Source organism: Streptomyces silvisoli (genome assembly GCF_029269905.1).
Taxonomy (GTDB): domain Bacteria; phylum Actinomycetota; class Actinomycetes; order Streptomycetales; family Streptomycetaceae; genus Streptantibioticus_A; species Streptantibioticus_A silvisoli_A.
Window position 1 is genome coordinate 54,822 of the sequence record NZ_JARJBC010000030.1, and the last position, 25,891, is coordinate 80,712.

Here is a 25,891-nt window from a genome sequence, read left to right on the forward strand (position 1 = left end):
AGTCGCGTTACCGGCGGTAGGGGTTGGCGCGCACCGGATCAGCCGCGACCGTGCCGCTGCCGGGGCAGCGCGTGCCGCGGCGGGTTGGTGAGGGTGATCTGGCGGACGAGCTGGTGGAACGAGACCAGGGCGGTGACCGGCGGCAGCCCGGCAACCGCCATGCCCAGCACGGTCCTTGGCGCGTGCGCCACGCACAGGTACACCGCGATGGCGGAGAACATGACCACCACCGCCCAGGAGTGCCCGGCGCGGCGCCGGTGCACGGCGGCCCGCAGAATCGACAGCGAACCGACCATCCACGGCCCGTAGACCAGCAGGGGCCACAGGGCGACGACGCCCTCCGGCGCGTCGGGGGAAGCGAGACGGCGCAGCGGATCGTAGGAGATGACTCCTCCCAGGACACTCAGCATGGCGACGATCGCGGCGGTGGCCGCGGCGATGACGAGGCTGAGCACCCTCAGCCAGGGGAACGGCTTGGGGCGCTTGTCCCGCAGTTGCTGGACGAGCCGGATCACCCGGCCCGGCCGGCGGCGGGCGCCGCGCTGCCGGGGGATGACCGGGGGCGCCGACTCGACGTAGTCGTCGTCCAGTTCGGCGTCGTCGTCCTCGGGCGCGGCGTCCTGGAGGAGTTGGGCCAGTCCGGCGTCGAAGTCCCATGTGCCGTCGAAGACTTCGGTACCGGACAGGTCCTGCCCGTCCAGCGTTCTGGGGTCGAAGTACGGTGCCTCGAAGGACGGTTCGACGGGCGCGGCGTAGGGCGCCTCGAAGGACGGCTCGTAACCGGTCTGGTAGGACGCCTGGTAGGACGGTTCGTCGTGCGGCATCCGGTACGTCGAGGCGGCACCGTACCCCTGCGGCACACCGTACGAGGCGCCGTACGGGCTGCCGTACGAGGTGTCATGGGCCGTCCCGTACGACACCTCGGCCGTGTCCCATCCCTCACCGGGAGCGGCCCGGTACCCCCTCACGGGCGCCCACCCGGCGCCACGCCGTAGCGGCGGACGAACTCGCCCTGCAGCCCGTCCAGCACCCCGAACAACTCCTCCAGCAGATCGGCGCTGTGCTCGTAGTCCACCGCCCCGGGCAGGCCCCATCCCCCGTAGCGAAGAGACGCCTCTACCCTCTCGTCGCGGCGACCGGCCGCTGTGCCCCGCAGGCATTCTGTCGTCACGCACCCACCAACGAGGCAGCGTATGCGGGGATTTGGACCACCTGGGTGAATTGTCCAACCCGTCGCATCCGCGCACCCCGATAACCAGACCGCACGCGAGGCGGCCGGGGTGCGCGTGCCGCGGCCGTAAGCTGGCCGACGTGGAGGAGTCAACCGGCGGTAAGCGGCGGGCCGGACGCGAGTACCGGATGCCGGAGCTGGCCGAGGAGGCCGGGATCAGCGTGCGGACGCTGCGCTTCTACCGTGAGCGCAAGCTGCTTCCGGCACCGCGCCGCGAGGGGCGGATCGCCTGGTACTCCGAGGCACACCTGACCCGGCTGCGCACCATCGCCGCGCTGCTGGAGCGCGGGCACACGCTGGGCGGCATCGCCGAACTGCTGGCCGCCTGGGAGAACGGCCGGGACGTGGGCGAACTGCTCGGCCTGGAGAACGCCATCGCCGCCCCCTGGTCGCAGGAGACCCCGGTGCGGCTGACGCGCGGCGAACTGGCCGGCTCCTTCGGCGCCGAGGTCACCGCGGACAACCTCGCCAGCGCGGTCGAGTTGGGCTACCTCGGCGTGGACGGCGAGCACATGGTGCACGTCAGCCGCCGCCTGCTGGACGCCTCGGCCGCACTGGTCCGCGAAGGCGTGCCGCTGTCGGCGGTGCTGGCGGCGGGCCGCGAGGTACGGGCGCGGGTCGACGCGCTGGCCGACCTTTTCACCGTGCTGATCCGCAGGCACGTCATCGACCCGGTCGCGGAGGGCTGCGAAGGGCTGCCACCCGGTGGTGCGACCCGGCTGGCCGAGGCGCTGGACCGGCTGCGGCCGCTGGCGAAGACCGTGGTGGACGCCGAGCTGTCGATGGCCATGGACCGCCGGGTGCGCGCCGAACTCGACGACTGGCTGCACCAGCGCAACCCCAACAGCCCCTGAGCGTCAGGCGGTTACCCGCTCCACGCGCCTCGGCTGCGCCGCCTGGATCCGCGGCGGCGCGGTGCCGCGCCACAGCTGCCGGCACGCCCATACGCTCGCCACCAGCAGCAGACCGTTCCTGACCAGCAGCACGGCGATGCCGGGCAGGTTGCTGCGCACCACGGGACCGAAGCCGATCGGGAACTCCAGCACGGTGAAGACGCAGGCCACCAGCACCAGGCCGATGGGCAGCCGCTGCGCCGTGCGCCGGTGGGCCAGGCACACCCCGCCGAGGCCGAGCAGCCAGATCAGGTACTGCGGGCTGATCACGCGGCTGGTGGTGATGAAGACCAGCACCGCGGTGAACGCCGCGTCGTACAGCACCGCCTGGTCGAACGCGCGGGCCTTCAGCCGCCACCACACCAGCCAGCCGAACGCCAGCACGGTCGAGGCCAGCACCAGCTTGCTCATGGTGTGCACATACGGGCCGAGGAACTCGAAGGAGCCGTAGTGCAGCCGGGACGTGCCGGACCACAGCCCCAGGTAGCGGGCGACGTGGAAGGGCAGCGCGCCCAACGACTCGATCTCGATGCCGCGTTGCCGCTGCTCGGTGAGGAACGCGAACGCGCCCCGGGTGAAAACCAGGAACACCAGCCCGAGCGCGGCCACCGTGGCCGCCGCGGCCCCCCACACCCTGCGAGTGGCCCGGCCGCGCGCCACCCCGGCCAGCACCAGCACCGGCCACACCTTGACCATCGCGCCGATCCCGGCCAGCACCCCGGCCACCCGTGGATACCGGGCGACGGCCAGCAGCGCGGCCACCGCGACCGCGGTCGCCATCACGTCGTAGCGGGCCAGCGCGATCGGCCCGAGCACCGCCACCCCGACGATCCACAGCCACGCCCCGTCCAGCCGACCGCCCGGGGCGCGGGCGGCCCGCAGCAGCAGGGCGAACACCACCGCGTCGGCGGCGCAGGCCAGCAGGTAGAAGGCGGACGCGTAGGACAGGAACGGCAGCAGGGCCGGGGCCAGGAAGGCGGCCGCCGCCACGGGCGGGTACTGCCAGGTCACGTCGCCGACCGGGAAGCTGCCGGTCAGCAGGTGCTCGTACCAGCCGTGGTAGATGACGGCCACGTCCGGCCGTACGTCGTCGCCGGGGTACCGCCAGACCCCGAGCAGCGCCAGCAGCAGCACCGCCCGGGTCGCCGCCCAGGCCAGTACCGCCCACAGCGCCCCGCGGCCGTCCGCGCCCGTCGTTCTACGCCACCACACAGCTCTCAGGCCTCTCCGCCGCCCGCCGCCGCGGGGAAGACTGCCGGTATCGACCCGCCTTGAGGTGACCATACGATGAACAGCGCACGACGTCGCGTCGATGACGCCGCACGCTGCTCCGACCGGTGCTCGGGACGGGAGCGGTCACAGCGCGGCACGGGTTCCGGTGCTGACCGGCTCGGTGGCGGTCGCGGCACGGCCGGCGTCGGCGGCGACCTGCTGCGCGGTCAGTGCGTAGCCGGTGTCCGCGTCCGAGGTGGAACGGGCGAAGACCACCCCGTAGACCTTGCCGCTGGTGGTGAGCAGCGGGCCACCCGAGTTGCCGTGCCGTACGTCGGAGCGGATCTGGTAGATGTCGCGGGTCGTGGTGTTGTCGCCGTAGATGTCCTGGCCCTTGGCGGTGATCCGGCTGGCCACCGTTGCCGCCCGCAGGTCGAGGCCGCCGTCCTCGGGGTATCCGGCCACCACCGCCGGGCCGCCGCGGTGCGCCTGCGCGGCGAAGGACAGCGCGGGCGCGGGCAGCCCGGGCACGTCCAGCACCGCCACGTCGGTGCTGGGGTCGAACAGCACGACCTTCGCGTCGTACCTGGGGCCCACCCCGCCGATCTGCACGGTCGGCTCCTGGACACCGGCGACCACATGGGCGTTGGTCATCACATGGTCACTGGCGTAGACGAACCCGCTGCCCTCCTGGCCGCGCTCCCCGCCGTCCACGTCGGCGACGCCCACCACCTTGACCACACTGTGCTTGGCCGCCGCGGTCGCCGCGGGGGTGACGGCGTCTCCGGAGGGCGCCGGGACACTGGTGGTCGGCTCGTTCTCGAACGGGTTGAACACCTGCGGGAAGCCCGCTCCGGACAGCGCGTCGGTGGCCCGGCTGAACCATGCCGGGGTCTGTGCGGGCATCGCCCGGTCCACCGCGCCGAGCACCGTCGAGTTGCGGATCTGCTGGCTGAGCGCCGGCATCGGCGCGGTGGCCAGCACACTCGCCATCAGCCACGCCACCGCCAGCAGCGCCAGGGCGCCGGCCGCCGCGCCGCCGACGCCGTCCACCCAGCGGACCGGCCCCCAGTCCAGGCCCTGCCGCACCCTCCAGGCCAGCCGACCGGCCAGGGCGTGCCCCAGCCCGGCCGGGACCAGCACCACCAGCAGCGCGACCACGGCCGCCGCCGCGGTGCCCGCGGTGACCGGCCGCAGGGCGAAGGGCAGCAGCCACACACCGACCACCGCACCACCGAGAAACCCGGCCAGCAGGATGCAGCTCGCGACGAGGCCCCGGCGGTAACCGGAGACGGCGTAGCCGACGGCTGCCAGCAGGAGCAGCAGGTCTAGCAGGTTCATACGGGGGAAAACGCGACGGAACGACCCGCGGTTCCCTTCGCGACCCTTCTCACAGGGTTCGCGTCTCACAGGGATCCGGGTCGATGTCGGATTTCCGCTAGCCCCGGCACGGGCGACCCGCGAGGCTGGAGCGGTGAGGCTCAAGCTGCCCTTCCGGGCCCCCCTCTGCCCGGACAACCTCTTCGGGCACCTGATCGCGACCGCCGTACCCGGTGTGGAGGAGTGGCGGGACGGCGCCTACCGCCGCACGCTCCGGCTGCCGCACGGCCCCGGTGTCGTGGCGCTGCGGCCGAGGGCGGACCACATCGCCGCCGAACTGCGCCTCACCGATTCGCGGGACGAGGTGGTGGCGGTCGGCATCTGCCGCCGTCTGCTGGACCTGGACGCCGACCCGGCCGCCGTGGACGGCCTGCTGCGCCAGGACCCGCTGCTCGCGCCGCACATCGACCGGCACCCCGGGCGCCGGGTGCCGCGCGCCGTGGACGGCGCGGAGTTCGCGGTGCGCGCGGTGCTCGGCCAGCAGGTGTCGACCGCCGCGGCCCGCACGCTGGCCGGGCGGCTGGTCGTCGCGCACGGTGAGCCGGTCGACGACCCGGCGGGCGGGCTGACGCATGTGTTCCCGTCCGCCGAGGCACTGGCCGCGCTGGACCCGGAGGCGCTGGCGATGCCCAGGTCCCGGCGCAGGACGCTGGTCGAGCTGGTGGCCGCGCTGGCCGACGGGAAGATCGCCCTCGACGCGGACGGCGACTGGGAGCGCACCCGCGAACAGCTGCGTTCGCTGGAGGGCTTCGGACCGTGGACGGTGGAGGTGATCGCGATGCGGGCGCTCGGCGATCCGGACGCCTTCCTCCCGACCGACCTCGGAGTGCGCCTGGCCGCACAGGAGTTGGGCCTGCCCACCACCCCTGCCGCCCTCACCCGCCACGCCGCCCGCTGGCGCCCCTACCGCGCCTACGCCGTCCAGTACCTGTGGGCCACCGGCGACCACCCGATCAACCGGATCCCGGTCGGCTGACGGCTGAAGCTCCAACCGCCGTACGCGGGCGGCGCTTCAGCCCCGACCCGCGCCCGTGGACCAGGCGGCCTCCAGCCGTCCGGGGCGGGCTTCACGGCGCCCCGCGAGCGCCCCGCGAGCACCCCGCGCCCCGGCCGCGCCTCCGCGGCGCACGCCGTCCCGCGAATGGCTCGTTCCATGCGGTGCCCTTGCCATCACTCATGGAAACCGCTTACTTCACACAGATCCTTGTATATGGAAACCGACCCGCCTGTTTGTGGCGCCCCGAACCGCCCTTCATGAACCTGACAGCCCATCCTCCCAGATGGCCTTCCGGGCGCCACAACTGCCCCACAACGGCTCATACAACCCCCCAACGCATCCGCTGACCTGCACCTATAACCCGCACCCCGCTGAGGGGGCGCATAGCTGACACACAGGCGCACCTCCGTCAGTGTTGCGGAATCAACCCGACAGTATTGTTTGTTTTTCCACGGGACAGTGGCAAGATGCCCACGGAAACCGCACACAGGCCGTTGCGGCGGAGCACCGTGCCGTTCGCTTGAGGAAGCACCCCGTGACGAGCCGTCAACGACGCGTAACCTCCCTCCACGACGAAAGGACGGGTACCGGCCGATGCAGGTCCGTGCTGCTCGAACTCGCCAGGCCCTCATCAACGCCGCCGCGAAGCTGATCGACGATCGCGGTATGAAAGGCACCGGTCTTCTCGACGTCAGCCGGGCGGCCGGGGTGAGCAAGGGGGCCTTGTACTTCCACTTCGCCTCGAAGGACGAACTGATCACCGCCGTCACCGACGAGGCCCGCAGCTCGGTGCGCGCGCTCGCCAACGAGCACCTCGACGGCCAGACCTCCACCCTCGCGGGCGCCGCCCGGTTCACCGACGCGATGTCACGGCGGATGCGCGAGGACCACGTACTGCGCGCCGGACTGCGACTTGAGTCGGAGGGCGCGGTGAGCAGGGTGACGGGAGGTGAGTCGCTGCGCGAGACCTGGCTGACCACACTGCGCGGCCGGCTCGCCAAGGACGCCGCCGAGGGCGCGCTGCGCCAGGGCGCCGACGCGACGCACACCGCCAACCTGTTGGCCGCCGTCACCGTGGGCCTGGAGTCACTGGGCCGCGAGGACGAGTCGTGGTGGGACCCGGAAGTCACCAGCGGCATCTGGCAGTTGCTGATGATGTTCGCCAGGCCGCAGCAGGAGAGGGTGGGCTGCGGGGGGACCGACCCGGTCGCACCCGCCGGGCAGCTCGGCGAGGTACGGGAGTTGACGCCCAGCGTGCCGGTGCCGTCGAGCCCGGCGGAGTTGCTTGGGGTGTCCGGCGCCGCACGCGCCAGTTGACCGCACCCGGTCCAACCGGCCGGGGCGCGGGGGGTGGTTGGTCAGACCTGGGGCAACGCCTCGGTCAGTGACGTCTCCAGCTCGTCGGCCACCGAGCGGCCACCGGAAGCACGGCCCGGTACGTCGCCGGTGGCGAACCCCCCGGCGCTCCGGGCCGGTTCGGCGCCCTGCGCCGGTCCGGTCATGATGACCCGCTGCGGGTCCACCACCAGGTGCGGAAGCAGCCCCGGAATCGCCAGCGCGGGCAGCAGGTACTTCCACAGCGCGGCCACCCTCAGCGGCAGGTCCCGCCGCTGCCCGTAGACCTGGGACAGCAGTTGGATGCCGGTGAACGCGCCGATGATGAGCTGCGACACCTCCTCCGGATCCACGCTGACCAGCAGTTCGCCGCGCTCCTGCGCCTGCCGCAGCAGATCGAGGATGACATCGGCGGCGCCCTGGTACGGCGCGACGTTGGGGTTCTTGTACGACGCCTGCTCCACGCTGAGCCGCACCCCGGCGCGCAGCACGACATCGGTGCGCAGCCGGTGCGCGAACGCCATCGCCAGGTCGATGGTGGCCTGCAGCTTCACCTCGTTCTCCGGCGGGACCAGTGCCTCGGACTGCGCGTCCACCACGGCGTCCGCGATGGCCTCCTTCGAGGGGAAGTGGAAGTAGAGCGCTCCCCTGGTCAGCCCGCTTCTGGCGAGGATCTCGGTGGTGCTGGCCCCCTCGTAGCCGTACTCGTCGAATACCTCGGCAGCCGCCTCCAGGATCGTGCGCCGGGTCTTCACCGCCCGCGCCTGCTGCGCCATTTCAACTCCTGAGCCCTTTGAAAACCAAACCGGCTTGTCTGTACCTTATCCGGAGCGTCTGTCGCCGATCCGTTAAGAGAGGCGCCGGATCCGCGGCTTCGCCATTTGTCCACTGCCCTCGCAGAGACAGGTATCCTCCATGCAGTCGTCGAGTGTCACCGCACCGCGTATCCCGCTTTCCCGCTCGGCTGTCACACTCGCCACTCCTCCGCAATCGACCGTGGCACGCGAAATACCCGCGCTCACCACCACCGTGCCGCGGCAGTACGTGCACCGGGCGGCCATAAGTGAAGTCTTCCTCACCGGCTGGGAAACCGGCGATCCCGACGGCTTCATTGTGCGGGGCCAGTGGCCGCGTGGCCATGCGCTGTTCGCGCCGCGCTTCGGACAGCAGGATCCGCTGCTGATCGCGGAAACGATTCGGCAGGGCGGCACGCTGCTGGCCCACACCGAGTACGACGTTCCGCTCGACCACCACTTCCTCATGTCGAGCCTGGAGTACACCTCCGTGCACGAGGCCCTCACCGCGGGGCCGGTGCCGAGCGAGGTCGAGCTGCACATCACCTGCCACGACATCGCCCGGCGCGGCAAGCAGGTCTCGATGCGGTACCGGGTGCACGTCTGGCTGGGCCAGATCCGGGTGGCCGTGGCCAGCGCCAGCTACAAGACGCTGTCGCCGTACGTCTACCGGCGCGTCCGCGGCGAGCGTCCGGTCAGCAACGACGCCGTGCTGCCGCCCGCCGTCGACCCGGCCCTGGTGGGCCGCCGGGACCCGCGAGACGTCGTACTCTCCGGTTCCGAGAGCCCGCACCGCTGGCTGCTGCGAGCGGACACCTCGCATCCGCTGTTCTTCGACCACCCGGTTGACCACGTTCCGGGAATGCTGCTTCTCGAAGCCGCCCGACAGGCCGCCCAGGCGGTAATGCACCCAGTACCGGTACAGGCCCTCGGAATGGCCAGTACTTTCAGCCACTACGCGGAACTCAACACCCCGTGCCGCATCGCGGCGGAAGTCGGACAGCGCGGCCAGGACGGAAACACCCCAGTTCGGGTCACCGGAGTTCAGAACGGCCAGAGCGTCTTCGACTGCACGGTCACCACCTGGCCACTGGGCTGAATTCAGCCAATCCTCGGCACAGGGGTTGACACCCGCAATACCCAGGAAAAAGGGAATTCCATCCCGCCAGCCCCGCGAGAATCACGGAACGCCCCGCCACGAGACAGGAAGATCAGGGAACCATGCCCGGCACCATCATGATCACCGGCGCCACCGGCTTCATCGGCAGTCATGTGGCCCGCCACGCCGCCCGGCTGCCGACCGACCGGGAACTGCGCCTGATGGTCCACCGCAAGGCGCTGGTCCCACCCGCCTCGCCGCATGTGGAGACCGTCCCCGGGGACCTGGCGGATCCGCGCTCGCTACGCGGTGTGTGCGCCGGCGTGGACGTGCTGGTGCACTGCGCCTCGCAGATCGGCGGGCCCGCGGAGAGCTGCCAGGCCGTCAACGCCCACGGCACCGAGGCACTGATCGCCGAGGCGCGACGCTCGGGCGTGCGCCGGATCGTCTACGTGAGCACGGCGGCGGTCTACGGGCGCGGCCCGTTCCGCGGCGAGCGGGCGGAGGACCTTCCGCTGGCCCCCGCCTCGGCCACGTCGCGCAGCCGGGCAGCGGCCGAGCAGGCGGTACTGGCGGCGGATGGCATCGTGCTGCGGCCGCACATGGTCTACGGCGCCGGGGACCGCTGGGTGGCCCCCGGGCTGCGCGGCCTGATGACGGCCCTGGGCAGCACGGTGGACGGCTGGCGGTGCCACCTGTCGCTGATCGACGTGGACGACCTGGCCCAGGCGGTGCTGGCCACCGCCCTCGCTCCGCGCGAGGACCTCACCGCGTCCGTCTACCACGCCAACCACCCGCGCCCGGTCCTGGTGGCGGACCTGCTGCGGGCCCTGGGCGAGGTCTACGGCCTGCCCTGGCCCACCGTCGACCGCGACTACGCGACGGCCCGGGCGCACCTGCGGGCGCAGGGCAGGACCAGTCACGACCTCGACATGGTCACCGTCGACCACTGGTTCGACAGCGACCCGCTGTGGACCGCGCTACGCCGCGCCCCCGGCCCCGGCTTCGCCAACCGCTTCCCGCCACACACCACTTGGTACCGCGACGCGTCCCAGGCCGCGTGACGCGGCGCACAGTCCCCGCCGCCAAGCCCTCAACTCGCCGCAGGCACATGGCGCTTGGCGGCGGCCGCAGGATGGGCGCGGGTGGCGAAGCCCCCGCACCGCGCGGCGGAGCCGAGCAGAAAAAACAACGAGGGCGACCGATCCGCGATTCTCGCGGACACAGGTCGCCCTGACTCGTTGTGTTGTGGACCTGAGGGGATTTGAACCCCTGACCCCCTCGATGCGAACGAGGTGCGCTACCGGACTGCGCCACAGGCCCTTGCAACGAGGAAAACTCTAGCATCCCCGCCGGGGTGCTTGTGCCCACCCCTGTTCGAGGGGGCGGGCCCGACCTCACTCGTTGGCGGCGCGCGGGCGGTCCTCGGCGATGCCGGGGGCGTACTGGTCGAACAGCGGGGTGCGGTCCCGGTCCCGCTCGCGGGGGCGGCGGGGGCGGGGCTGCTCGGGCTCGGCGGCGGTGGTGCCGGAGCGGGCGGAGCTCCAGGTGTCGGGTGCGCCGAGGTCGACGCTGCCGGTGCTACGGGGGGCGACCGGCGCGGTGACGTACGTCGGCAGCGGCACCGGGACCGGCTCCCAGCCGTCGTCCGCGGCGACCTGGTTGCGCTGCTGGTCGACCCACTCGGCGTGGTCGGTCTGCTCGACCAGGGCACGGCGGTCGGCGGTGCGCGGCGACGGCGGCTCCGGGGCGGCGGGAGCGGCGGGCTCCTGGACGGCCGCACCCGCCTGCTCAGGGCGGGGCCGCTCGCGCGGGCGGTCCCGCAGCCGCCGGGCCGCCTCGATCGCCCGGCGCTGGTCCATGGTGAACTCGAAGCGGCGCCGCTCGGCCCGGCGCAGATGGGCGATGTAGAAGGTGAGCAGCACTCCGGGCACGCCGGGCGCCCACAGGTACGCCAGACCGCCCACCGCGGCGCCGATCGTGCCCGCGGTGAAGGCCAGGAACAGCACGGTGGTGGTGCGACGGCGGCGGGCGAGCACCTTTGCCCGTGCCAGCCGCGCCCGTTGGGCGGTGCGCTGGGGCTGTCCGCCGCGCTCGACGGTGGGCTCGACCGGTTGCACCTCGGTGGCGGGCAGTGCCAGCGACCGTACGTCCACCTCGGGCTCGGGATCGGGCTCCGCCGCGGGGAGCTCGGGCCGCGGTTCGCCGCCCTCGCGCGCCTTGGCGTACCGGCGCTCCATGCCCGCGCGTCCGGACAGCAGCCGGATCGCGGTGCTGAAGCGTTCCGTCGGACGGGCCTCGTTGAGCTCGTCCTGCCTACGGAGCCACATCGGCACCAAGTAGGCAGCCCACGCCCCGACAATGGCTGCGTAGATGAGGCCGCTGCTGCTCACGCCCAACACGGTAGGGGCCCCAGCGACGGCCCAACAGCAATTCGGCGCGGTGTGTCGCACGATCTGGCTGATATGCCGAACTTTTTTTGTGATTGTTGGGCTGGTCTCGCGGCGAATACGGTCATTCAGGGGTCATTTTCGAACAGGTATTTTATTTGTGGGATGCGCCGGGCCGCGCCCGGTGCCAGCGGGCCAGCATGCCCTCGGGCACCTCGTCGACAGTGAGCGCGTAGACCAGGTGGTCCCGCCATGCCCCGTCGATGTGCAGATAGCGCGGGCGCAGCCCCTCCTCCCGGAAGCCGAGCTTCTCCACCACCCGGCGGCTCGGCCCGTTCTCCGGGCGGATGCACACCTCGACGCGGTGCAGGCCCATGGAGCGGAAGCAGTGGTCGACGGCGAGCGCGACCGCGGTCGGAATGACCCCGCGCCCGGCCACCGCCTCGTCCACCCAGTAGCCGATGTGCGCCGAGCACATCGACCCCCAGGTGATGCCCGCGATCGTCAACTGCCCCACCAGGCGCCCCTGGTACTCCACGACGAGCGGCAGCATCCGCCCGGCGTGCGCCTCGGCCCGCAGATGGCGCACCATCTGCCGGTACGTCGGACGGTGCGCGACATGGCCGGGCGGCGCGGGCGGCATGGTGGCCTCCCAGGGCCGCAGCCACTCGCGGTTGCGGCGGTTGACCTCCCGCCAGGCGCGCTGGTCGCGCATCCTTATCGGGCGGAGCGTCACATCGCCGTCCACCAGTTCGGTGACCCAGGGTCCGTTCAGCTCGGTCTCCGGTCGGTGCGGGGGTGGTCGCCGCCGTGGATCTGGTCGACGGCGTGGGCCAGGAGCGGTGCGAGGACGGCAAGGCCGTCCCGTACGCCGCCCGTCGAACCGGGCAGGTTCACCACCAGGGTGCCTCCCGCGACACCGGCGAGGCCACGCGAGAGCGCCGCGGTGGGCACCTTCTCGCGGCCCGCCGCGCGGATCGCCTCGGCGATGCCGGGAACCTCGAAGTCGATGACCCGGCGAGTGGCCTCGGGGGTGCGGTCGGTGGGCGAAAGGCCGGTGCCGCCGGTGGTCAGCACCACGTCGTAGGCGGCGGCGACCGCCGCCCGCAGCGCCTCCTCGACGGGGTCGCCGTCCGGCACCACCCGCGGCCCGTCCACCGCGAACCCCAGCTCCGTCAGGGCGGCCGCGATCAGCGGCCCGCCCCGGTCCTCGTAGACCCCGGCGGCGGCCCGGTTGGAGGCGGTCACCACGAGCGCCCGGCCCGCCCCGCTCACCGCGACCCCTCCGGGCGGGACCAGTCGCCGGACTTGCCGCCGGTCTTGGTCTCCACTCTGATGTCCGTGATGACCGCGGCCTTGTCCACCGCCTTGACCATGTCGACGACGGTGAGCGCGGCGACGCTGACCGCGGTCAGCGCCTCCATCTCCACGCCGGTGCGGTCGGTGGTCTTCACCGTGGCCGCGATCTCCACCGCGTCGTCCGTGACCGCCAGTTCCACCCGCACACCGGAGACGGCGAGCGGATGGCACAGCGGGATCAGCTCGGGCGTGCGCTTGGCGCCCATGATGCCGGCGATCCGTGCGGTGGCGAGGGCGTCGCCCTTGGGCACGCCCTCGCCGCGCAGCAGTTCCACGACCCGGCCGGAAACCAGTACCCGCCCGGTGGCACGGGCGGTGCGCGCGGTCACGTCCTTGCCGCTCACGTCGACCATGCGGGCCGCACCGGCCTCGTCGAGGTGCGTCAGATGACCTTGGTGGTCAGGTGGGCTGCTCATGGTTCTCCCGGTCCAGTGCTCCGCCGGTCAAGTCCGCTTGCCTGGTGCAGCAACGGTACCGGCAGCCGCCGACGGTCAACCGAGCAGGATCACGTCCACTTCCGCGCCCTCGTCGATCCCGGTGCTCCGCTCGGGCACCACGATCAGCGCGTTGGCGTGCGCGAGCGCCTTGACCAGGTGCGAACCGGCGCCGCCCACCGGGGTCACCGCGCCGTCCTCGTACCAGCCGCGCAGGAACTGCCGCTTGCCCTCGGGCGAACCGCTGATCCGCGCCGCGCAGCGCGCGGTGACCGTCTCCCGGCGCACCGGCTCCAGGCCCATCAGCGCGCGGATCACCGGCCGTACGAACAGCTCGAAGGAGACGTAGGAGCTGACCGGGTTCCCGGGCAGCGCCAGCAGCGGGGTGCGGTCGGCGCCGATCAGGCCGAAGCCTTGCGGCTTGCCCGGTTGCATGGCCAGCTTGCGGAACTCCAGTTCCGACAGCGCCTCCTTGACCACGTCGTACGCGCCGACGCTGACGCCGCCGCTGGTGACGATGAGGTCGGCGCGGATCAGCTGGTCCTCGATCGTCGCGCGCAGCGTCGCCGCGTCGTCGGCGACCGCGCCCACCCGGTAGGCGATGGCGCCCGCCTCACGGGCGGCGGCGGCCAGCGCGTAGCTGTTGGAGTCATGGATCTGCCCGGGCCCCAACTCCTCGCCGGGCGGCACCAGTTCGCTTCCGGTGGACAGCACGACGACCCGTGGCCGCGGCCGGACCAGCACCTGGCCGCGGCCGATGGCGGCCAGCAGCGCGATCTGCGGCGGCCCCAACCGGGTGCCCGCGGCGAGAGCCGGCTCGCCCACCGGAGCGTCACTGCCGCGGGCGCGGACATGGGCGCCGGGCTCGACCGGCCGGTGGACCCGGACCTCGCCGCTGGCGCCCGCCGGGTCGGCGCTGTGTGCCCGCATGGTGGTGGCCGGGCCGGCGCCGTGGCCCGCGTCGGTCCACTCGACGGGCACGACGGCCTGCGCTCCGGGCGGCAGCGGTGCGCCGGTCATGATCCGCGCGGCCTGCCCGGGGCCGACGGTGGGCAGCTGCGCTTCGCCCGCCGCCACGTCGCCGATGACCTTGAGGACCACCGCGGTGTCCTCGCCCGCGCCCGCGACGTCGGCGACGCGCACCGCGTAGCCGTCCATCGAGCTGTTGTCGAACGGCGGCAGCGCCACCGGGACCGTCACGTCCTCGACCAGTACGCACCCTTGCGCGTCGAGGAGTTGCAGCTCGATGGGCTCCAGCGGGGTCAGCCGCCGCAGGATGTCGTCAAGGTGGTCGTCCACCGACCACACGCGGTCCGCCCCACCCCCGTCCGCCGCATGGGCGGACCTCTCCGGACTGCTCACGTTTGCATTTCCTCCGAGACGTAATGGCGAAGCCAGGCCCGGAACTCCGGTCCCAGGTCATCACGTTCGCATGCCAGCCGCACGATCGCCCGCAGATAGTCACCGCGGTCACCGGTGTCATACCGCCGCCCGGAGAACAGCACACCGTGCACCGGGCCGCCCGGCGTCTCGTCCAGGGCGAGTTCGCGCAGCGCGTCGGTGAGCTGGATCTCGCCCGCACGCCCCGGCGGGGTCTGCTTGAGCACGTCGAAGACGCCGGCGTCGAGCACGTACCGGCCGATGACGGCGTACGAGGAGGGCGCCTCGGCGGTGGTCGGCTTCTCCACCAGGTCGGTGACCCGGACGACGTCGACCTCGTCCATGGGTTTGACCGCGGCGCAGCCGTAGAGGTGGATCTGTGCCGGGTCGACCTCCATGAGTGCCACCACACTGCCGCCGAATCGTTCCTGGACCTCGATCATGCGGGTCAGCAGTCGATCACGCGGGTCGATCAGGTCGTCGCCGAGCAGTACCGCGAACGGCTGCCGCGCCACATGCGGCTCGGCGCACAGCACGGCATGGCCGAGGCCTCTGGGGTCGCCCTGGCGGACGTAGTGCATGGTGGCCAGGTCGCTGGACTCCTGGACCTTGGCCAGCCGGGACTCGTCCCCCTTGCGGCTGAGGGCCTCTTCGAGCTCGTAGTTGCGGTCGAAATGGTCCTCCAGTGGCCGTTTGTTACGGCCGGTGACCATGAGTACGTCCGAGAGCCCGGCGGCCACGGCCTCCTCGACGACGTACTGGATCGCGGGCTTGTCCACGACCGGCAGCATCTCCTTGGGCGTCGCCTTGGTCGCCGGGAGGAACCGGGTGCCGAGCCCTGCGGCGGGGATGACAGCCTTGCTGATCCGAGGGCGTACCTGAGTCATGTTCCGCACGATAACCGTTGTGTGTGACATAGAAATGTGATCCGCGTGTGAATCGCGGACATGATCACCAGGGGATGTAATGGGCGATAGCGGTCAGGGGGCCGCCGACAAGATCACGCTGCGTGCCGATCTGCTGGCGGCCCGCCGCGCGATGACGCCGCCGCAGCGGTCGGCGGCGGCCCGCGCGCTGGCCGAACACGCCCTTGAACTGCCGCAGTTGGCGGCGGCGGGCACGGTAGCCGGCTATGTGTCGGTGGGCGGCGAGCCCGGCACCCGCGAGTTGCTCGACGTGCTGCGCGGGCGCGGGGTGCGGGTGCTGCTGCCGGTGCTGCGGCCCGACAACGATCTCGACTGGGCCGTATACGGCGGGCCGGACTCGCTGGCCCAGGCCGGGCGCGGTCTGCTGGAGCCGGACGGCCCCCGGCTGGGGTGCGACGCGGTGCTGGGCGCGGACACCGTGCTGCTGCCGGGGCTGGCGGTGGACGCGCACGGTGTGCGGCTGGGCCGCGGCGGCGGCTCCTACGACCGGGTACTGGCCCGGCTGGCCCGCGCCGGTGCGCACCCGGCGCTGGTGGTGCTGCTCTACGCGCACGAGGTGGTCGCCCGGGTCCCGAGGGAACCGCACGACCACCCCGTACACGCGGTGATCACACCGGACGGCGTCCGGCGCTTCGCCTGAGGAGCGCCCCGGGCCCGCCCTACGGCGTCAGCGTCAGCTTGTCCTTGGTGCCCTTGTCGACCGTCGCACTGGTGTAGGACCAGGGCAGTAGCTGGCCGTTGACCCACATGTTCGTCTGGTCCGTGTAGTGGGCGCTGTAGGCGTGGCCCGAGGCGCCGGTGAGGTTTATCCAGCGGGACTTGTCGAAGTCGTCGAGGTTGACGATCATCCGCATCGACGGCACCCAGACCACGTCGTAGCCGCCCGCCGCGTTCCAGCCGCTCGCGTCGACCGCCGCCTCGCCGCCGCTGAGCTGCCACGGGCCGCGGTTGAGCAGCCACTTGAGCAGGGCGGGGTTGTCACCGCTGCCCAGCGTCTGGCTGCGCAGCTCCATCTTGTGCAGCCGTCCCCAGCTCCAGGTGTCGATGTCCTTGCCGAGCTTGGAGGTCAGCTCGAAGCGGGCGTCCTTCATCGCCTGGGCGAGCAGCTGGTCACGGGTGGTGGCCGGCTTGTTGCTCGTGGTGGAGGTGTTCCACCAGGGGTTGTTGGCGTTCGGCAGGATCTCGCGGACCACTTCGAACCACCGGTCGCCGCCGTCCGGCTGCGCCTGCGACGGATCGCGCTCACCGCACTCGTTGACCAGGTGCTGGCCGCCGCCCAGGTTGTTGGCCTGGCCGGAGTCGCTGGTCGGGGTCACCCACAGGCACTGCCCCTTGGGCCGCAGCTCCTTGGGCATCTTGTTGCCGAAGGCGAGCTTGAGGGTGTTGCGCCACACCGCGTTGAAGTACGCGGCGGCGGCCGAGTCCGAGCTCTGGCTGAAGTCCCAGCCCTCCAGCAGCTGCTGCGCCTGGCGGACGTAGGGGTCGGTGACGTTGATCTTCAGCAGGTACGGCACCAGCAGCTTGGCGATCTCGCTGCTGTTGTCCATCTGCATGGACTGCATGTCGTCCATGGAGATCTTTCCGCCGCCCGCCAGTTTGGACTGGATCAGGTCGTTGATGCGCTGGCTACGAGTGCCGTAGCCCCAGTCGTCGGTGATCTCGTACGGGTAGTCCTTGCCCGCGACGGCCTGGTTGGCGGTGACGATGTAGCCGCTCTTGGGGTCCTCCTCGTAGGGCAGCGCGGTGCGCGGCACCCAGCCGGTCCACTGGGCGCGCGGGTCCCATCCGGGAGCCGGCCAGCGGCCGTCGAAGCCCTTGGCGCGGACCGGGATCTGGCCGGTCGCCTGGTATCCGATGTGGCCCTTGGTGTCGGCGTAGACCAGGTTCTGCGCGGGCGCCGAGAAGTCCGCGGCGGCGGCCCTGAACTGGTCGAAGTTGGCGGCCTTGTCCACCTCGAAGACCGCGTCCATGGTCTTGCCCGGGGTGAGCGCGGACCAGCGCAGCGCCACCGCGTAGCCGCCCCGCCGGTCCGGCGCCGGGTCGCTGACCGGTGCCTCCTGGCCGACGGTGCTCAGCTCGTCGCTGACATCGGAGATGACCGGCATCCCGTTGTTGGCTACCCGCACGGTGATGGTGCGGCTGCTGCCGCCCGCGACCTTGATGGTCTCCTGGCGGGTGGTGAACGGCACCTGCTTGCCGTCGTAGAGGTAGCTGTCCCCGGTGACCTTCTCCAGGTACAGGTCGGTGGTGTCGGCGCCCATGTTGGTCAGGCCCCAGGCGATGTTCTGGTTGTGCCCGATCACCACACCGGGCATTCCGGCGAACGTGTACCCGGTGACGTCGTAAGGGCAGGAGGCGCTCACCGTGCGGCAGTGCAGGCCCATCTGGTACCAGACGGACGGCAGTTGGGGCGCCAGGTGCGGGTCGTTGGCCAGCAGCGGCTTGCCGGTGGTGGTGTACTTGCCGGACACCACCCAGGCGTTGGAGCCGATGCCGTTGCCGGTCGGCCCGAGCAGCGCGGGCACGTTGTCCACCGTGTGTGCCAGCGCGGCGAGTTGGCCGCCGGCGTTGTTGGTGCCGGGCGCCGACGCGGTACTGGTGGTGCCCTGCGGTACGAAGTCCTTGCCGCCGTTCGCGACCGTGCCTGCGTCCACGACGGGCTGGTTGCGGTCGTACGGGTACTGCGGGTAGAGCTGCTCGATCTGCGCGGCGGTGAGGCGGCTGGTCATCAGGGCGCGGTCGATCTCGTCCTGCATGTTGCCGCGCAGGTCCCAGGCCATCGCCTTGAGCCAGGAGACCGAGTCCACCGGGGTCCACGCCTCCGGCTTGTAGCCGTTGCCGATGTCCAGCGCGGTGTACTCCACCGACAGCGCGGCGCCGTGGCGGCTGGACAGGTAGGCGTTGACACCGTCGGTGTAGGCCTGCACGTTCGCCTTGGTCTCGGGCGACAGCTGGGTGTCCCACTCCTGCTGGGCGGCCTGCCGCATGCCCAGGGTGCGGATGAAAGCGTCGTTGTCCACCTCGCTGGAGCCGAACATCTCGGAGAGGCGGCCCGCGGTGAAGTGGCGGCGCACGTCCATCTCGTAGAAGCGGTCCTGCGCCTGTACGTAGCCCTGCGCGCGGAACAGGTCCGCGGTGGAGTCCGCGTAGATCTGCGGGATGCCCTGCGCGTCCCGGTCCACCTGGACCGGTCCTGACAGCCCCTTGAGCTGGAGCGTGCCGGTGGTCTGCGGGTAGGAGGCGCGGATCGTACTGACCGTCCAGTACGAGCCGTAGCCGATGCCCGACACCAGGAGCAGTACGACCACGATCACGAGCAATCGTGCGCGGCGGCCCTTCTTCTTCGCGGGAGGGCCGGACGTGTTGGCGGGCATCGCTGTCCTTCGCGGGGCAGGGTGGACCGAAGTGCTGGCAGCAACCATATGGGGAGCGGGCGCCCGCCAGGCAGGGGACCCCGGAATCCCAAGTGCAGGTAAAATGTTAGAGAGGGAAACGAACTCCCGTTCCGGCAACCCCAGTACGGCCCCCCTTAACGGAAGGACCGCGCCCTGTCTGTCGAGCACCTCAACGAAGTCCTGCTGGTCTCCGCCCTCGTCCTGCTCGTCGCGGTGGCGGCGGTAAGGGTGTCGTCCCGCAGCGGGCTGCCGAGCCTTCTGCTCTACCTGGGCATCGGCGTGGCCATCGGCCAGGACGGCATCGGAGTCCAGTTCAACGACGCGGCCCTGACCCAGGTGTTGGGGTACGCGGCGCTCGTGGTGATCCTCGCCGAGGGCGGCCTTGGCACCAAGTGGCACGAGATCAAACCCGCGGTGCCCGCGGCGGCCGTGCTGTCCACGGCCGGCGTCGCGGTGAGCGTGGCCGTCACGGCCGCCGCCGCGCACTTCCTGGTGGGCCTCGACTGGCGGCAGGCGCTGATCATCGGCGCGGTGGTGTCCTCGACCGACGCGGCGGCGGTCTTCTCCGTGCTGCGCAAGGTGCCGCTGCCGCCCCGGCTGAACGGCATCCTGGAGGCCGAGTCCGGCTTCAACGACGCGCCCGTCGTCATCCTCGTGGTCGCCTTCTCCACCGCGGGACCGATCGAGCACTGGTACGTGCTGCTCGGCAAGATCGTGCTGGAGCTGGCGATCGGCGCCGCCGTCGGCATCGCCGTGGGCAAGCTCGGCGCCCTCGCGCTCAAGCACGTCGCGCTGCCCGCCTCCGGCCTGTACCCGATAGCCGTGATGGCGCTCGCGGTGCTGGCCTACGCGGGCGGCTCCCTGGCGCACGGCAGCGGCTTCCTCGCGGTCTATCTGGCCGCCCTGGTGCTGGGCAACGCGCCGCTGCCGCACCGGCCGGCGACCCGCGGCTTCGCCGAGGGCGTCGCATGGCTGGCGCAGATAGGCATGTTCGTACTGCTCGGCCTGCTGGTCACACCGCGCGACCTGGGCCCCGACCTGCTGCCCGCGGTGATCATCGGGGCGGTGCTGACGCTGGTGGCCAGGCCGCTGTCGGTGATCGCCACGCTGACCCCGTTCCGCGCTCCCTGGCGGGAGCAGGCACTGCTGTCCTGGGCGGGGCTGCGCGGCGCCGTGCCCATCGTGCTGGCGACCATCCCCATGGTGCACCAAGTCGCCGACAGCCACCGGGTGTTCAACATCGTCTTCGTGCTGGTGATCGTCTTCACCCTGGTGCAGGGCCCCACCCTGCCGTGGGTCGCCAGGCGTCTGCGACTCGGCACCCCGGAGGCCGCCGCGGACCTGGGCATAGAGTCCGCGCCCCTGGAGCGGTTGCGCGGCCACCTGCTGTCGGTCTCCATACCCGAGCGGTCCCGGATGCACGGCGTGGAGGTCTCGGAGCTGCGGATGCCGCCCGGCGCCGCGGTCACCCTGGTGGTACGGGACGGCAAGAGCTTCGTGCCAGGCCCGGCGACCGTACTGCGGCGCGGCGACGAGCTGCTGGTGGTGGCCATCGACCAGGTACGGGACGCGGCCGAGCGGCGGCTGCGCGCGGTGGGCCGCGGCGGCAAGCTGGCGGGCTGGCTGGAGGGCCACGCCCCGGCCGCGCACCGGCCGCACAGGGGGACGCGTCCGGTGTCGCACCGCCCACACGACCGGGTGGAGCGCGGATCCGACTCATACCGCTAACATGGTGATGTTGTAAATCCCCAACTCTGCCTGATGCAGAGCTGGCGCGACCGCACGGCGGCCGCGGTCCCTCTGCCACCCGAACGGTGCGGACCGACGGTATCTACCGGCGCCCTGCGCGAGAGGACAGCTCTCGGCGCATCGCGTGGCAATCCCATCGGTGCGCTACCAGGCGGCAGAAAGGCCCTGGCCGTGGCAACCACGGTCCGCGAACACGACCGCGTGGACACCGGTCCCGAGACCGGCACCGGTACCTCAGAACAGACAACGAGCCAGTCGGCGCGCCCCGGCTACAAGCAGCTGCTGCGCACTGCGGACGCATGGACGTTCCTGCTCCCCGGCTTCGCCGCCCGCCAGCCCTTCGCGATGCTGACCATCGGCATCGTGCTGCTGGTGCAGCACACCACCGGCTCCTACGGCAGCGCCGGCGTGGTCTCCGCCGCCACCGGCGTCTCCATGGCGCTGTTCGCCCCGCAGAGCGGCAAGCTGGCCGACCGCTTCGGCCAGGGCGCCGTACTGCTGCCCGGAGTCCTGGTGCACACCGCCGCCATCGCCGCGCTCATCAGCCTGGCGCTGGCGCACGCCCCGCTGTGGGCGCTGCTGGCCGCGGCGGTGCCCGCGGGCGCCTCGGTGCCGCAGGTCGGGCCGATGGTGCGGTCCCGGTGGGCGGTGAAGCTGAACGGCTCGCCGCTGATGTCGACGGCCGCCGCCTTCGAGTCGGTGACCGACGAGTTCACCTTCGTGGTCGGCCCGGTGCTGGCCACCGCGCTGTGCACGTCGGTGCACCCGGCGGCCGGGCTGGTCGCCGAGGCGGCGCTGACGCTGGTCGGCGGTCTGCTGTTCGCCGCGCAGCGGCGCACCGCACCGGTGCCGAGCCGCTTGGCAGGCGGCGGCACGCGGCACGCCTCCGCGCTCACCGTGCCGGGCGTGCGGGTGCTGGCGATCGTGTTCCTCGGCATCGGCTCGGTCTTCGGCGGCATGCAGGTCTCCCTGACCGCCTTCACCCAGGCGATCGGCGAGCCCGGCATCAACGGCCTGCTGTACGGCACGTTCGCCGCCGGCAACATGTGCGCGGGAGTCGTGTGCGGCGCCATCGCCTGGAAGGTCACCCCGCAGCGCCGGCTGCTGGTCGCCTACCCGCTGCTGACGCTGGCCTGCTCGACGCTGTGGGCGGTGCACGCGGTGCCACTGCTGGGCGCGCTGGGGCTGCTGGTCGGGCTGTGCATCGCGCCCTCGCTGATCACCGGCTACACCCTGGTGGAGTCGCTGGTCCCGGCGGCGGCCAGGACCGAGGCGTTCACCTGGCTGACCGGCGCGGTGGCGCTGGGCCAGGCCGCGGCTGCCACGGTCTCCGGTCAGCTGGCCGACCGGTTCGGGGCCAGCGCGGGCTTCCTGGTCCCGCTGGGCGGTACGGCCCTGGCGCTGGCCACCCTGCTGACGTTGCGGCGACGCCTGTCCACCACCCGTCAGGACGGGTGACCGGCCGCCGCAAGGGGGACGCCGTGCCGGGTGTGACACGGCTCGCGGTGGACTGATGCGCCGGAATACTGCACTATGGAGCGTCGTTAGCACTCATTGAGTGAGAGTGCCAGGAGGAGCAAGTGCCGACCTACCAGTACCAGTGCACCGAGTGCGGCGAGCCCCTAGAGGCGGTGCAGAAGTTCAGCGACCCGGCGCTCACCGAGTGCCCGAGCTGCCAAGGCAGGCTGCGCAAGGTGTTCTCCGCGGTCGGTGTCGTCTTCAAGGGCTCCGGCTTCTACCGGACGGACAGCCGCGGCTCGTCGTCCAGCAGCAGCCCGGCGAAGTCGTCCTCGACCAGCTCGGAGTCCAAGTCGTCCGGCGGCTCGGAGTCGAAGCCGTCCAGCACGGCGGCAGCCAGCACTCCGGCCGCCTGACCGGGCGGGCCGCACACCTTACGTCTTGCGTACGGACCCCACCGAAGCGTTTCGGTGGGGTCCCGGCCATGTCCGGCACGGCTAGGGTGACGGCATGACGCAGACCAGCAGCGGCCCGGCGGAGATAGGTGTCATCGGAGGGTCCGGTTTCTACGCCTTCCTCGACGATGTGACGGAAATCACAGTCGACACCCCCTATGGCGCGCCGAGCGACTCCCTGTTCCTCGGAGAGGTGGCCGGACGCAAGGTCGCCTTCCTCCCCCGGCACGGACGCAAGCACCATCTGCCGCCGCACCGGATCAACTACCGCGCCAATCTGTGGGCGCTGCGCTCGCTCGGTGTCACCCAGGTCCTCGGCCCCTGCGCGGTGGGCGGCCTGCGGGACGAGTTCGGCCCCGGCACCCTGCTCGTCCCCGACCAGTTGGTGGACCGTACGAAGTCGCGCGTCCAGACGTACTACGACGGCGAGGCGCTGCCCGACGGCCGGGTGCCCAACGTGGTGCACGTGGCGTTCGCCGACCCGTACTGCCCGCAGGGGCGGCGCACGGCGGTGCGCACCGCGCGGGCCGGCGGCTGGGACGCGGTGGACGGCGGCACGCTGGTGGTGATCGAGGGGCCGCGGTTCTCCACCCGCGCCGAGTCACTGTGGCACGCGGCACAGGGCTGGGCGGTGGTCGGGATGACCGGACATCCGGAGGCGGTCCTGGCGCGTGAACTGGGCCTGTGCTACACGTCGTTGACACTGGTGACAGACCTGGACGCGGGCGCGGAGCACGGTGAGGGCGTCTCCCAGGAGGAGGTCTTCAAGTTCTTCGCGGCCAATGTCGCCCGGCTGCGGGACGTACTGTTCGACGTGGTCGGTGAGTTGCCGCGGGCCGACGAGCGCGACTGCCTGTGCGCCCACGCGTTGGACGGTCTGGACACCGGTCTCGAACAGGCCTAGTCCGCCCGCGAGTTGAGCGGGCGATTGAGGAACGGTGTGGTGAGCGAGCAGGCGAGCGGTCAGCAGCAGGAGCCCGAGCCCGGTCTGTGGGGCGGCTTCAAGGAATTCCTGATACGCGGCAACGTGGTCGACCTGGCCGTCGCCGTCGTCATCGGGGCCGCGTTCACCGGGGTGGTCAACTCCGTGGTGAACGGCGTGATCAACCCGGTGGTCGGCGCGTTCGGTACCAAGGACCTGGCCAGTTACAAGTCGTGCCTGAAGGGGCCGTGCGGATACGACTCCGCCGGGCACGTCACGCACGGCGTGGCCGTCCTGTGGGGCTCGGTGCTGGGCGCGGTGCTCAACTTCCTGATCACAGGAGCGGTCGTGTACTTCCTGATGGTGGTGCCGATGAGCCGCTACCTGGCCCGGCGGGCGGCCAGGCGCGCCCAGCAGGAGGAGGAGCACGCCGAGGCCGAGGCGACCGAGGTGCAGTTGCTCCGGGAGATCCGCGACGCGCTGGTGGCGCGCTCCTCGTAACGGATCACAGGTGGTGCGGGGGCTTCTCGTCCAGGAACCGGGCGAGGTCCCCCGCACCGCCGCTCGGCCGCTCGCCCCAGCCGTCGTCCGAGTCGTCCCTCGACGGACGGTCCAACGGGTCGTCGAAGACCAGCCGGGGTGCCGTCTCGGGGCGCTCGGGGACGCTGTCGGTGCTCATGGGTTCAAGGGTACGGTCGTCCCGGCTCACGCCGCTTCGTGGTCGAAGCCGCGGTCCCGGGCCATCCGCTTCAGCTCGACAAGGGCGTGCTTCTCGATCTGCCGGATGCGCTCACGGGTCAGCCCGTGCTGCTTGCCGACCTCGGTGAGGGTGCGCTCCTTGCCGTCGTCCATGCCGTAGCGGGCGCGGATGATCGAGGCGGTACGGCCGTCGAGACGGCCGATCAGGTCCTCAAGCTCCTCGCGTCGCAGCATGACCAGGACCGAGTCCTCCGGCGAGGTGGCCGAGGTGTCCTCCACCAGGTCGCCGAACTGGGTCTCGCCCTCGTCGTCCACGGACATGTTCAGGCTGACCGGGTCGCGGGCCCAGTCGAGCACATCGGCTATCCGCTCGGGCGACGCGCCCAGCTCCGCCGCGATCTCGGCGGGCTCCGGGTCGCGCCCGTGCTCACGGTTGAACTCCCGCTGCACCCTGCGTATCCGGCCCAGCTCCTCCACCAGGTGGACGGGCAGCCGGATGGTGCGCGACTGGTCGGCGATCGAGCGGGTGATGGCCTGCCGGATCCACCAGGTCGCGTACGTCGAGAACTTGAAACCCTTGGCGTAGTCGAACTTCTCAACCGCCCGGACCAGACCCGCGTTGCCCTCCTGGATGAGGTCGAGCAGCGGCAGTCCGCTGCGCGGATAGCGGCGGGCGACCGCGACGACAAGACGCAGGTTGGAGCGGATGAAGACGTCCTTGGCGCGCGCTCCTTCGTCCACGAGCGCGCGCAGTTCCTCCTCGCTCGCCCCCGCGGCTGTCTCTCCCTCGTCGAGCAGGTGCTCGGCGAAGACCCCGGCCTCGATGACCCTGGACAGTTCGACCTCCTGCGCCGCGTCGAGGAGCGGGGTCCGCGCGATCTCGTCGAGGTACATGCCGACCAGGTCGCGGTCAGCCGCCTCGCCGCCGGTGGCGCGAACACTGCTGGGCCCATCGGTGCGACGGGCGACGGCACGGGTTGCCATGCGTGCTCCCTTTGCGTGGTTCGGTCGCGTAATCAGTGATCTCGTATTCGTTTGCTCTTGGGTCGGTCGGACACCTTCTCGCGTGCCCACTCAGTCCGAAACAACGACTGGAATCAGGACAGAATTCCCACGCGGCCCGCTGATTTTCGTGATCTTGCAGTATCCTGCTGGATTTCCCTTGGGCAGACGGAGGAGCGCGCCGTGACGAACCATACGGAAGCGCAGATCAGGCCGGGTACGCGAGCCGATCTGGAACAGCTCACCGCCATCTACAACCATTACGTCATTCAGACGCACTCCACCTTCGACACGGTTGCGTCCACTGCGGAGCAGCGGCAGCCGTGGCTCGCCGCCCACCCCGGGCACGGGCCGCACCGCCTCTTCGTCGCCGAGGCGGACGGGCGGGTGCTCGGGTACGCCACGAGCAGCCAGTTCCGTGCCAGGCCCGCGTACCGCACCTCGGTGGAGACGGCGGTCTACTGCGCGCCGGACGCGGGTGGCCGCGGCATCGGCACACTGCTGTACACGGCGCTTTTCGAGGCGCTGGCCGACCAGGATCTGCACCGCGCCTACGCCGGCATCGCGCTGCCGAACGAGGCTTCGGTCCGGCTGCACACCCGGTTCGGCTTCCGCCAGTGCGGGCTGTACACGGAGTCCGGCCACAAGTTCGGCCGCTACTGGGACGTGGCGCGGTTCGAGAGGCCTCTCTAGAGATCTTTAAGGGTGCGGGTTGAGAGCCGAGGGTTTCACGAGGATCGAAATCCTCCGCGCGTGACACTGTGGCGCAGGTCACGCCGGG

At 71.5% G+C, this 25,891-nt stretch carries 25 protein-coding genes, 1 tRNA gene and 1 pseudogene; 12 read left to right on the plus strand and 15 right to left on the minus strand.

Annotation, left to right across the window (positions count from 1 at the left end):
- Positions 1 to 38 precede the first annotated feature (38 nt).
- Complete coding sequence (locus tag P3G67_RS32340) at positions 39 to 968, minus strand: DUF2637 domain-containing protein (RefSeq protein WP_276096676.1); 930 nt, start codon at positions 966 to 968, stop codon at positions 39 to 41.
- Complete coding sequence (locus P3G67_RS32345) at positions 965 to 1,171, minus strand: hypothetical protein (protein WP_269855703.1); 207 nt, start codon at positions 1,169 to 1,171, stop codon at positions 965 to 967. The genes P3G67_RS32340 and P3G67_RS32345 overlap by 4 nt, the downstream gene beginning before the upstream one ends.
- Before the next feature lie 188 nt (positions 1,172 to 1,359).
- On the opposite strand from P3G67_RS32345, the gene P3G67_RS32350 reads away from it, so the two are divergent.
- Positions 1,360 to 2,085, plus strand: a complete 726-nt coding sequence (locus P3G67_RS32350) for a MerR family transcriptional regulator (RefSeq protein ID WP_276096705.1) — start codon at positions 1,360 to 1,362, stop codon at positions 2,083 to 2,085.
- 3 nt (positions 2,086 to 2,088) lie between these two features.
- Here P3G67_RS32350 and P3G67_RS32355 read toward each other — a convergent pair whose 3' ends face one another.
- Entirely contained in the window at positions 2,089 to 3,336 is a 1,248-nt protein-coding gene (locus P3G67_RS32355; RefSeq protein ID WP_276096677.1) for a glycosyltransferase 87 family protein, read from the minus strand.
- A gap of 144 nt (positions 3,337 to 3,480) precedes the next feature.
- The gene (locus P3G67_RS32360) at positions 3,481 to 4,677 is read right to left on the minus strand and encodes a MarP family serine protease (RefSeq protein ID WP_276096678.1); all 1,197 of its coding nucleotides are present in this window, start codon (positions 4,675 to 4,677) and stop codon (positions 3,481 to 3,483) included.
- A gap of 127 nt (positions 4,678 to 4,804) precedes the next feature.
- On the opposite strand from P3G67_RS32360, the pseudogene P3G67_RS32365 reads away from it, so the two are divergent.
- Both P3G67_RS32365 and P3G67_RS32370 read left to right on the plus strand, forming a co-directional pair.
- A pseudogene (locus P3G67_RS32365) lies at positions 4,805 to 5,692 on the plus strand (DNA-3-methyladenine glycosylase family protein); the annotation flags it as partial.
- A gap of 687 nt (positions 5,693 to 6,379) precedes the next feature.
- Positions 6,380 to 7,030, plus strand: a complete 651-nt coding sequence (locus P3G67_RS32370; RefSeq protein WP_276096679.1) for a TetR/AcrR family transcriptional regulator — start codon at positions 6,380 to 6,382, stop codon at positions 7,028 to 7,030.
- Between the two features lie 41 nt (positions 7,031 to 7,071).
- Here the strand turns inward: P3G67_RS32370 and P3G67_RS32375 are convergent, their stop codons facing one another.
- The gene (locus P3G67_RS32375) at positions 7,072 to 7,824 is read right to left on the minus strand and encodes a ScbR family autoregulator-binding transcription factor (RefSeq protein WP_276096680.1); all 753 of its coding nucleotides are present in this window, start codon (positions 7,822 to 7,824) and stop codon (positions 7,072 to 7,074) included.
- A 220-nt stretch (positions 7,825 to 8,044) separates the two neighbouring features.
- Here P3G67_RS32375 and P3G67_RS32380 point away from each other — a divergent pair, with 220 nt between their 5' ends.
- Positions 8,045 to 8,941 carry a ScbA/BarX family gamma-butyrolactone biosynthesis protein gene (locus tag P3G67_RS32380; RefSeq protein ID WP_276096681.1) on the plus strand — a complete coding sequence of 299 codons (897 nt, stop codon included), beginning with the start codon at positions 8,045 to 8,047 and terminating at the stop codon, positions 8,939 to 8,941.
- A gap of 122 nt (positions 8,942 to 9,063) precedes the next feature.
- Complete coding sequence (locus tag P3G67_RS32385; RefSeq protein ID WP_276096682.1) at positions 9,064 to 10,005, plus strand: NAD-dependent epimerase/dehydratase family protein; 942 nt, start codon at positions 9,064 to 9,066, stop codon at positions 10,003 to 10,005.
- 185 nt (positions 10,006 to 10,190) lie between these two features.
- Here P3G67_RS32385 and P3G67_RS32390 read toward each other — a convergent pair.
- The 7 genes from P3G67_RS32390 to galU all read right to left on the minus strand — a co-directional run bounded on the left by P3G67_RS32390 (position 10,191) and on the right by galU (position 15,391).
- A tRNA-Ala gene (locus P3G67_RS32390) sits at positions 10,191 to 10,264 on the minus strand.
- Positions 10,265 to 10,338: 74 nt separating this feature from the next.
- Positions 10,339 to 11,334 carry a divisome protein SepX/GlpR gene (sepX, locus tag P3G67_RS32395; RefSeq protein ID WP_276096683.1) on the minus strand — a complete coding sequence of 332 codons (996 nt, stop codon included), beginning with the start codon at positions 11,332 to 11,334 and terminating at the stop codon, positions 10,339 to 10,341.
- 151 nt (positions 11,335 to 11,485) lie between these two features.
- Positions 11,486 to 12,046, minus strand: a complete 561-nt coding sequence (locus P3G67_RS32400; protein WP_391858397.1) for a GNAT family N-acetyltransferase — start codon at positions 12,044 to 12,046, stop codon at positions 11,486 to 11,488.
- A gap of 56 nt (positions 12,047 to 12,102) precedes the next feature.
- The gene (locus P3G67_RS32405) at positions 12,103 to 12,606 is read right to left on the minus strand and encodes a MogA/MoaB family molybdenum cofactor biosynthesis protein (protein WP_269855694.1); all 504 of its coding nucleotides are present in this window, start codon (positions 12,604 to 12,606) and stop codon (positions 12,103 to 12,105) included.
- A complete protein-coding gene (gene moaC / locus P3G67_RS32410; protein WP_269855693.1) occupies positions 12,603 to 13,106 on the minus strand; it encodes a cyclic pyranopterin monophosphate synthase MoaC in 504 nt (167 codons plus the stop codon). Before moaC ends, P3G67_RS32405 begins: the two co-directional genes overlap by 4 nt.
- Before the next feature lie 75 nt (positions 13,107 to 13,181).
- Complete coding sequence (gene glp / locus P3G67_RS32415; protein WP_276096684.1) at positions 13,182 to 14,486, minus strand: molybdotransferase-like divisome protein Glp; 1,305 nt, start codon at positions 14,484 to 14,486, stop codon at positions 13,182 to 13,184.
- Positions 14,483 to 15,391: a UTP--glucose-1-phosphate uridylyltransferase GalU gene (gene galU, locus P3G67_RS32420; protein ID WP_269855691.1), complete on the minus strand. Its 909-nt coding sequence runs from the start codon at positions 15,389 to 15,391 to the stop codon at positions 14,483 to 14,485. The genes glp and galU overlap by 4 nt, the downstream gene beginning before the upstream one ends.
- A 79-nt stretch (positions 15,392 to 15,470) precedes the next feature.
- Between galU and P3G67_RS32425 the strand changes: the two genes are divergently transcribed.
- The gene (locus tag P3G67_RS32425; protein WP_276096685.1) at positions 15,471 to 16,070 is read left to right on the plus strand and encodes a 5-formyltetrahydrofolate cyclo-ligase; all 600 of its coding nucleotides are present in this window, start codon (positions 15,471 to 15,473) and stop codon (positions 16,068 to 16,070) included.
- Positions 16,071 to 16,089: 19 nt separating this feature from the next.
- Here the strand turns inward: P3G67_RS32425 and P3G67_RS32430 are convergent, their stop codons facing one another.
- On the minus strand, positions 16,090 to 18,804 hold the full coding sequence (locus tag P3G67_RS32430; protein WP_276096686.1) for a penicillin acylase family protein: 2,715 nt from the start codon (positions 18,802 to 18,804) through the stop codon (positions 16,090 to 16,092).
- A gap of 201 nt (positions 18,805 to 19,005) precedes the next feature.
- Here P3G67_RS32430 and P3G67_RS32435 point away from each other — a divergent pair, with 201 nt between their 5' ends.
- The 5 genes from P3G67_RS32435 to mscL all read left to right on the plus strand — a co-directional run bounded on the left by P3G67_RS32435 (position 19,006) and on the right by mscL (position 23,910).
- Entirely contained in the window at positions 19,006 to 20,553 is a 1,548-nt protein-coding gene (locus P3G67_RS32435; protein ID WP_276096707.1) for a potassium/proton antiporter, read from the plus strand.
- Positions 20,554 to 20,745: 192 nt separating this feature from the next.
- Positions 20,746 to 22,032: an MFS transporter gene (locus P3G67_RS32440; protein ID WP_391858395.1), complete on the plus strand. Its 1,287-nt coding sequence runs from the start codon at positions 20,746 to 20,748 to the stop codon at positions 22,030 to 22,032.
- A 122-nt stretch (positions 22,033 to 22,154) separates the two neighbouring features.
- Positions 22,155 to 22,448, plus strand: a complete 294-nt coding sequence (locus P3G67_RS32445; protein ID WP_276096687.1) for an FmdB family zinc ribbon protein — start codon at positions 22,155 to 22,157, stop codon at positions 22,446 to 22,448.
- 94 nt (positions 22,449 to 22,542) lie between these two features.
- On the plus strand, positions 22,543 to 23,391 hold the full coding sequence (locus P3G67_RS32450; RefSeq protein WP_276096688.1) for an S-methyl-5'-thioadenosine phosphorylase: 849 nt from the start codon (positions 22,543 to 22,545) through the stop codon (positions 23,389 to 23,391).
- Positions 23,392 to 23,430: 39 nt separating this feature from the next.
- Positions 23,431 to 23,910, plus strand: a complete 480-nt coding sequence (gene mscL / locus P3G67_RS32455; RefSeq protein ID WP_276096689.1) for a large conductance mechanosensitive channel protein MscL — start codon at positions 23,431 to 23,433, stop codon at positions 23,908 to 23,910.
- Positions 23,911 to 23,914: 4 nt separating this feature from the next.
- Here mscL and P3G67_RS32460 read toward each other — a convergent pair whose 3' ends face one another.
- Both P3G67_RS32460 and P3G67_RS32465 read right to left on the minus strand, forming a co-directional pair.
- A complete protein-coding gene (locus P3G67_RS32460) occupies positions 23,915 to 24,088 on the minus strand; it encodes a hypothetical protein (RefSeq protein WP_269855685.1) in 174 nt (57 codons plus the stop codon).
- 26 nt (positions 24,089 to 24,114) lie between these two features.
- Positions 24,115 to 25,092: a sigma-70 family RNA polymerase sigma factor gene (locus P3G67_RS32465; RefSeq protein ID WP_269855684.1), complete on the minus strand. Its 978-nt coding sequence runs from the start codon at positions 25,090 to 25,092 to the stop codon at positions 24,115 to 24,117.
- A 201-nt stretch (positions 25,093 to 25,293) separates the two neighbouring features.
- On the opposite strand from P3G67_RS32465, the gene P3G67_RS32470 reads away from it, so the two are divergent.
- On the plus strand, positions 25,294 to 25,803 hold the full coding sequence (locus tag P3G67_RS32470; protein ID WP_276096690.1) for a GNAT family N-acetyltransferase: 510 nt from the start codon (positions 25,294 to 25,296) through the stop codon (positions 25,801 to 25,803).
- Positions 25,804 to 25,891 lie beyond the last annotated feature (88 nt).

Bases quoted from the DNA above. Each gene is read 5' to 3' on its own strand.
- P3G67_RS32350 (WP_276096705.1), top strand. From the start codon at position 1,360: ATGCCGGAGCTGGCCGAGGAGGCCGGGATCAGCGTGCGGACGCTGCGC.
- P3G67_RS32360 (WP_276096678.1), bottom strand. From the start codon at position 4,677: ATGAACCTGCTAGACCTGCTGCTCCTGCTGGCAGCCGTCGGCTACGCC.
- P3G67_RS32370 (WP_276096679.1), top strand. From the start codon at position 6,380: ATGAAAGGCACCGGTCTTCTCGACGTCAGCCGGGCGGCCGGGGTGAGC.
- P3G67_RS32375 (WP_276096680.1), bottom strand. From the start codon at position 7,824: ATGGCGCAGCAGGCGCGGGCGGTGAAGACCCGGCGCACGATCCTGGAG.
- P3G67_RS32385 (WP_276096682.1), top strand. From the start codon at position 9,064: ATGCCCGGCACCATCATGATCACCGGCGCCACCGGCTTCATCGGCAGT.
- P3G67_RS32400 (WP_391858397.1), bottom strand. From the start codon at position 12,046: ATGCGCGACCAGCGCGCCTGGCGGGAGGTCAACCGCCGCAACCGCGAG.
- moaC (WP_269855693.1), bottom strand. From the start codon at position 13,106: ATGAGCAGCCCACCTGACCACCAAGGTCATCTGACGCACCTCGACGAG.
- galU (WP_269855691.1), bottom strand. From the start codon at position 15,391: ATGACTCAGGTACGCCCTCGGATCAGCAAGGCTGTCATCCCCGCCGCA.
- P3G67_RS32425 (WP_276096685.1), top strand. From the start codon at position 15,471: ATGGGCGATAGCGGTCAGGGGGCCGCCGACAAGATCACGCTGCGTGCC.
- P3G67_RS32430 (WP_276096686.1), bottom strand. From the start codon at position 18,804: ATGCCCGCCAACACGTCCGGCCCTCCCGCGAAGAAGAAGGGCCGCCGC.
- P3G67_RS32450 (WP_276096688.1), top strand. From the start codon at position 22,543: ATGACGCAGACCAGCAGCGGCCCGGCGGAGATAGGTGTCATCGGAGGG.
- P3G67_RS32460 (WP_269855685.1), bottom strand. From the start codon at position 24,088: ATGAGCACCGACAGCGTCCCCGAGCGCCCCGAGACGGCACCCCGGCTG.
- P3G67_RS32465 (WP_269855684.1), bottom strand. From the start codon at position 25,092: ATGGCAACCCGTGCCGTCGCCCGTCGCACCGATGGGCCCAGCAGTGTT.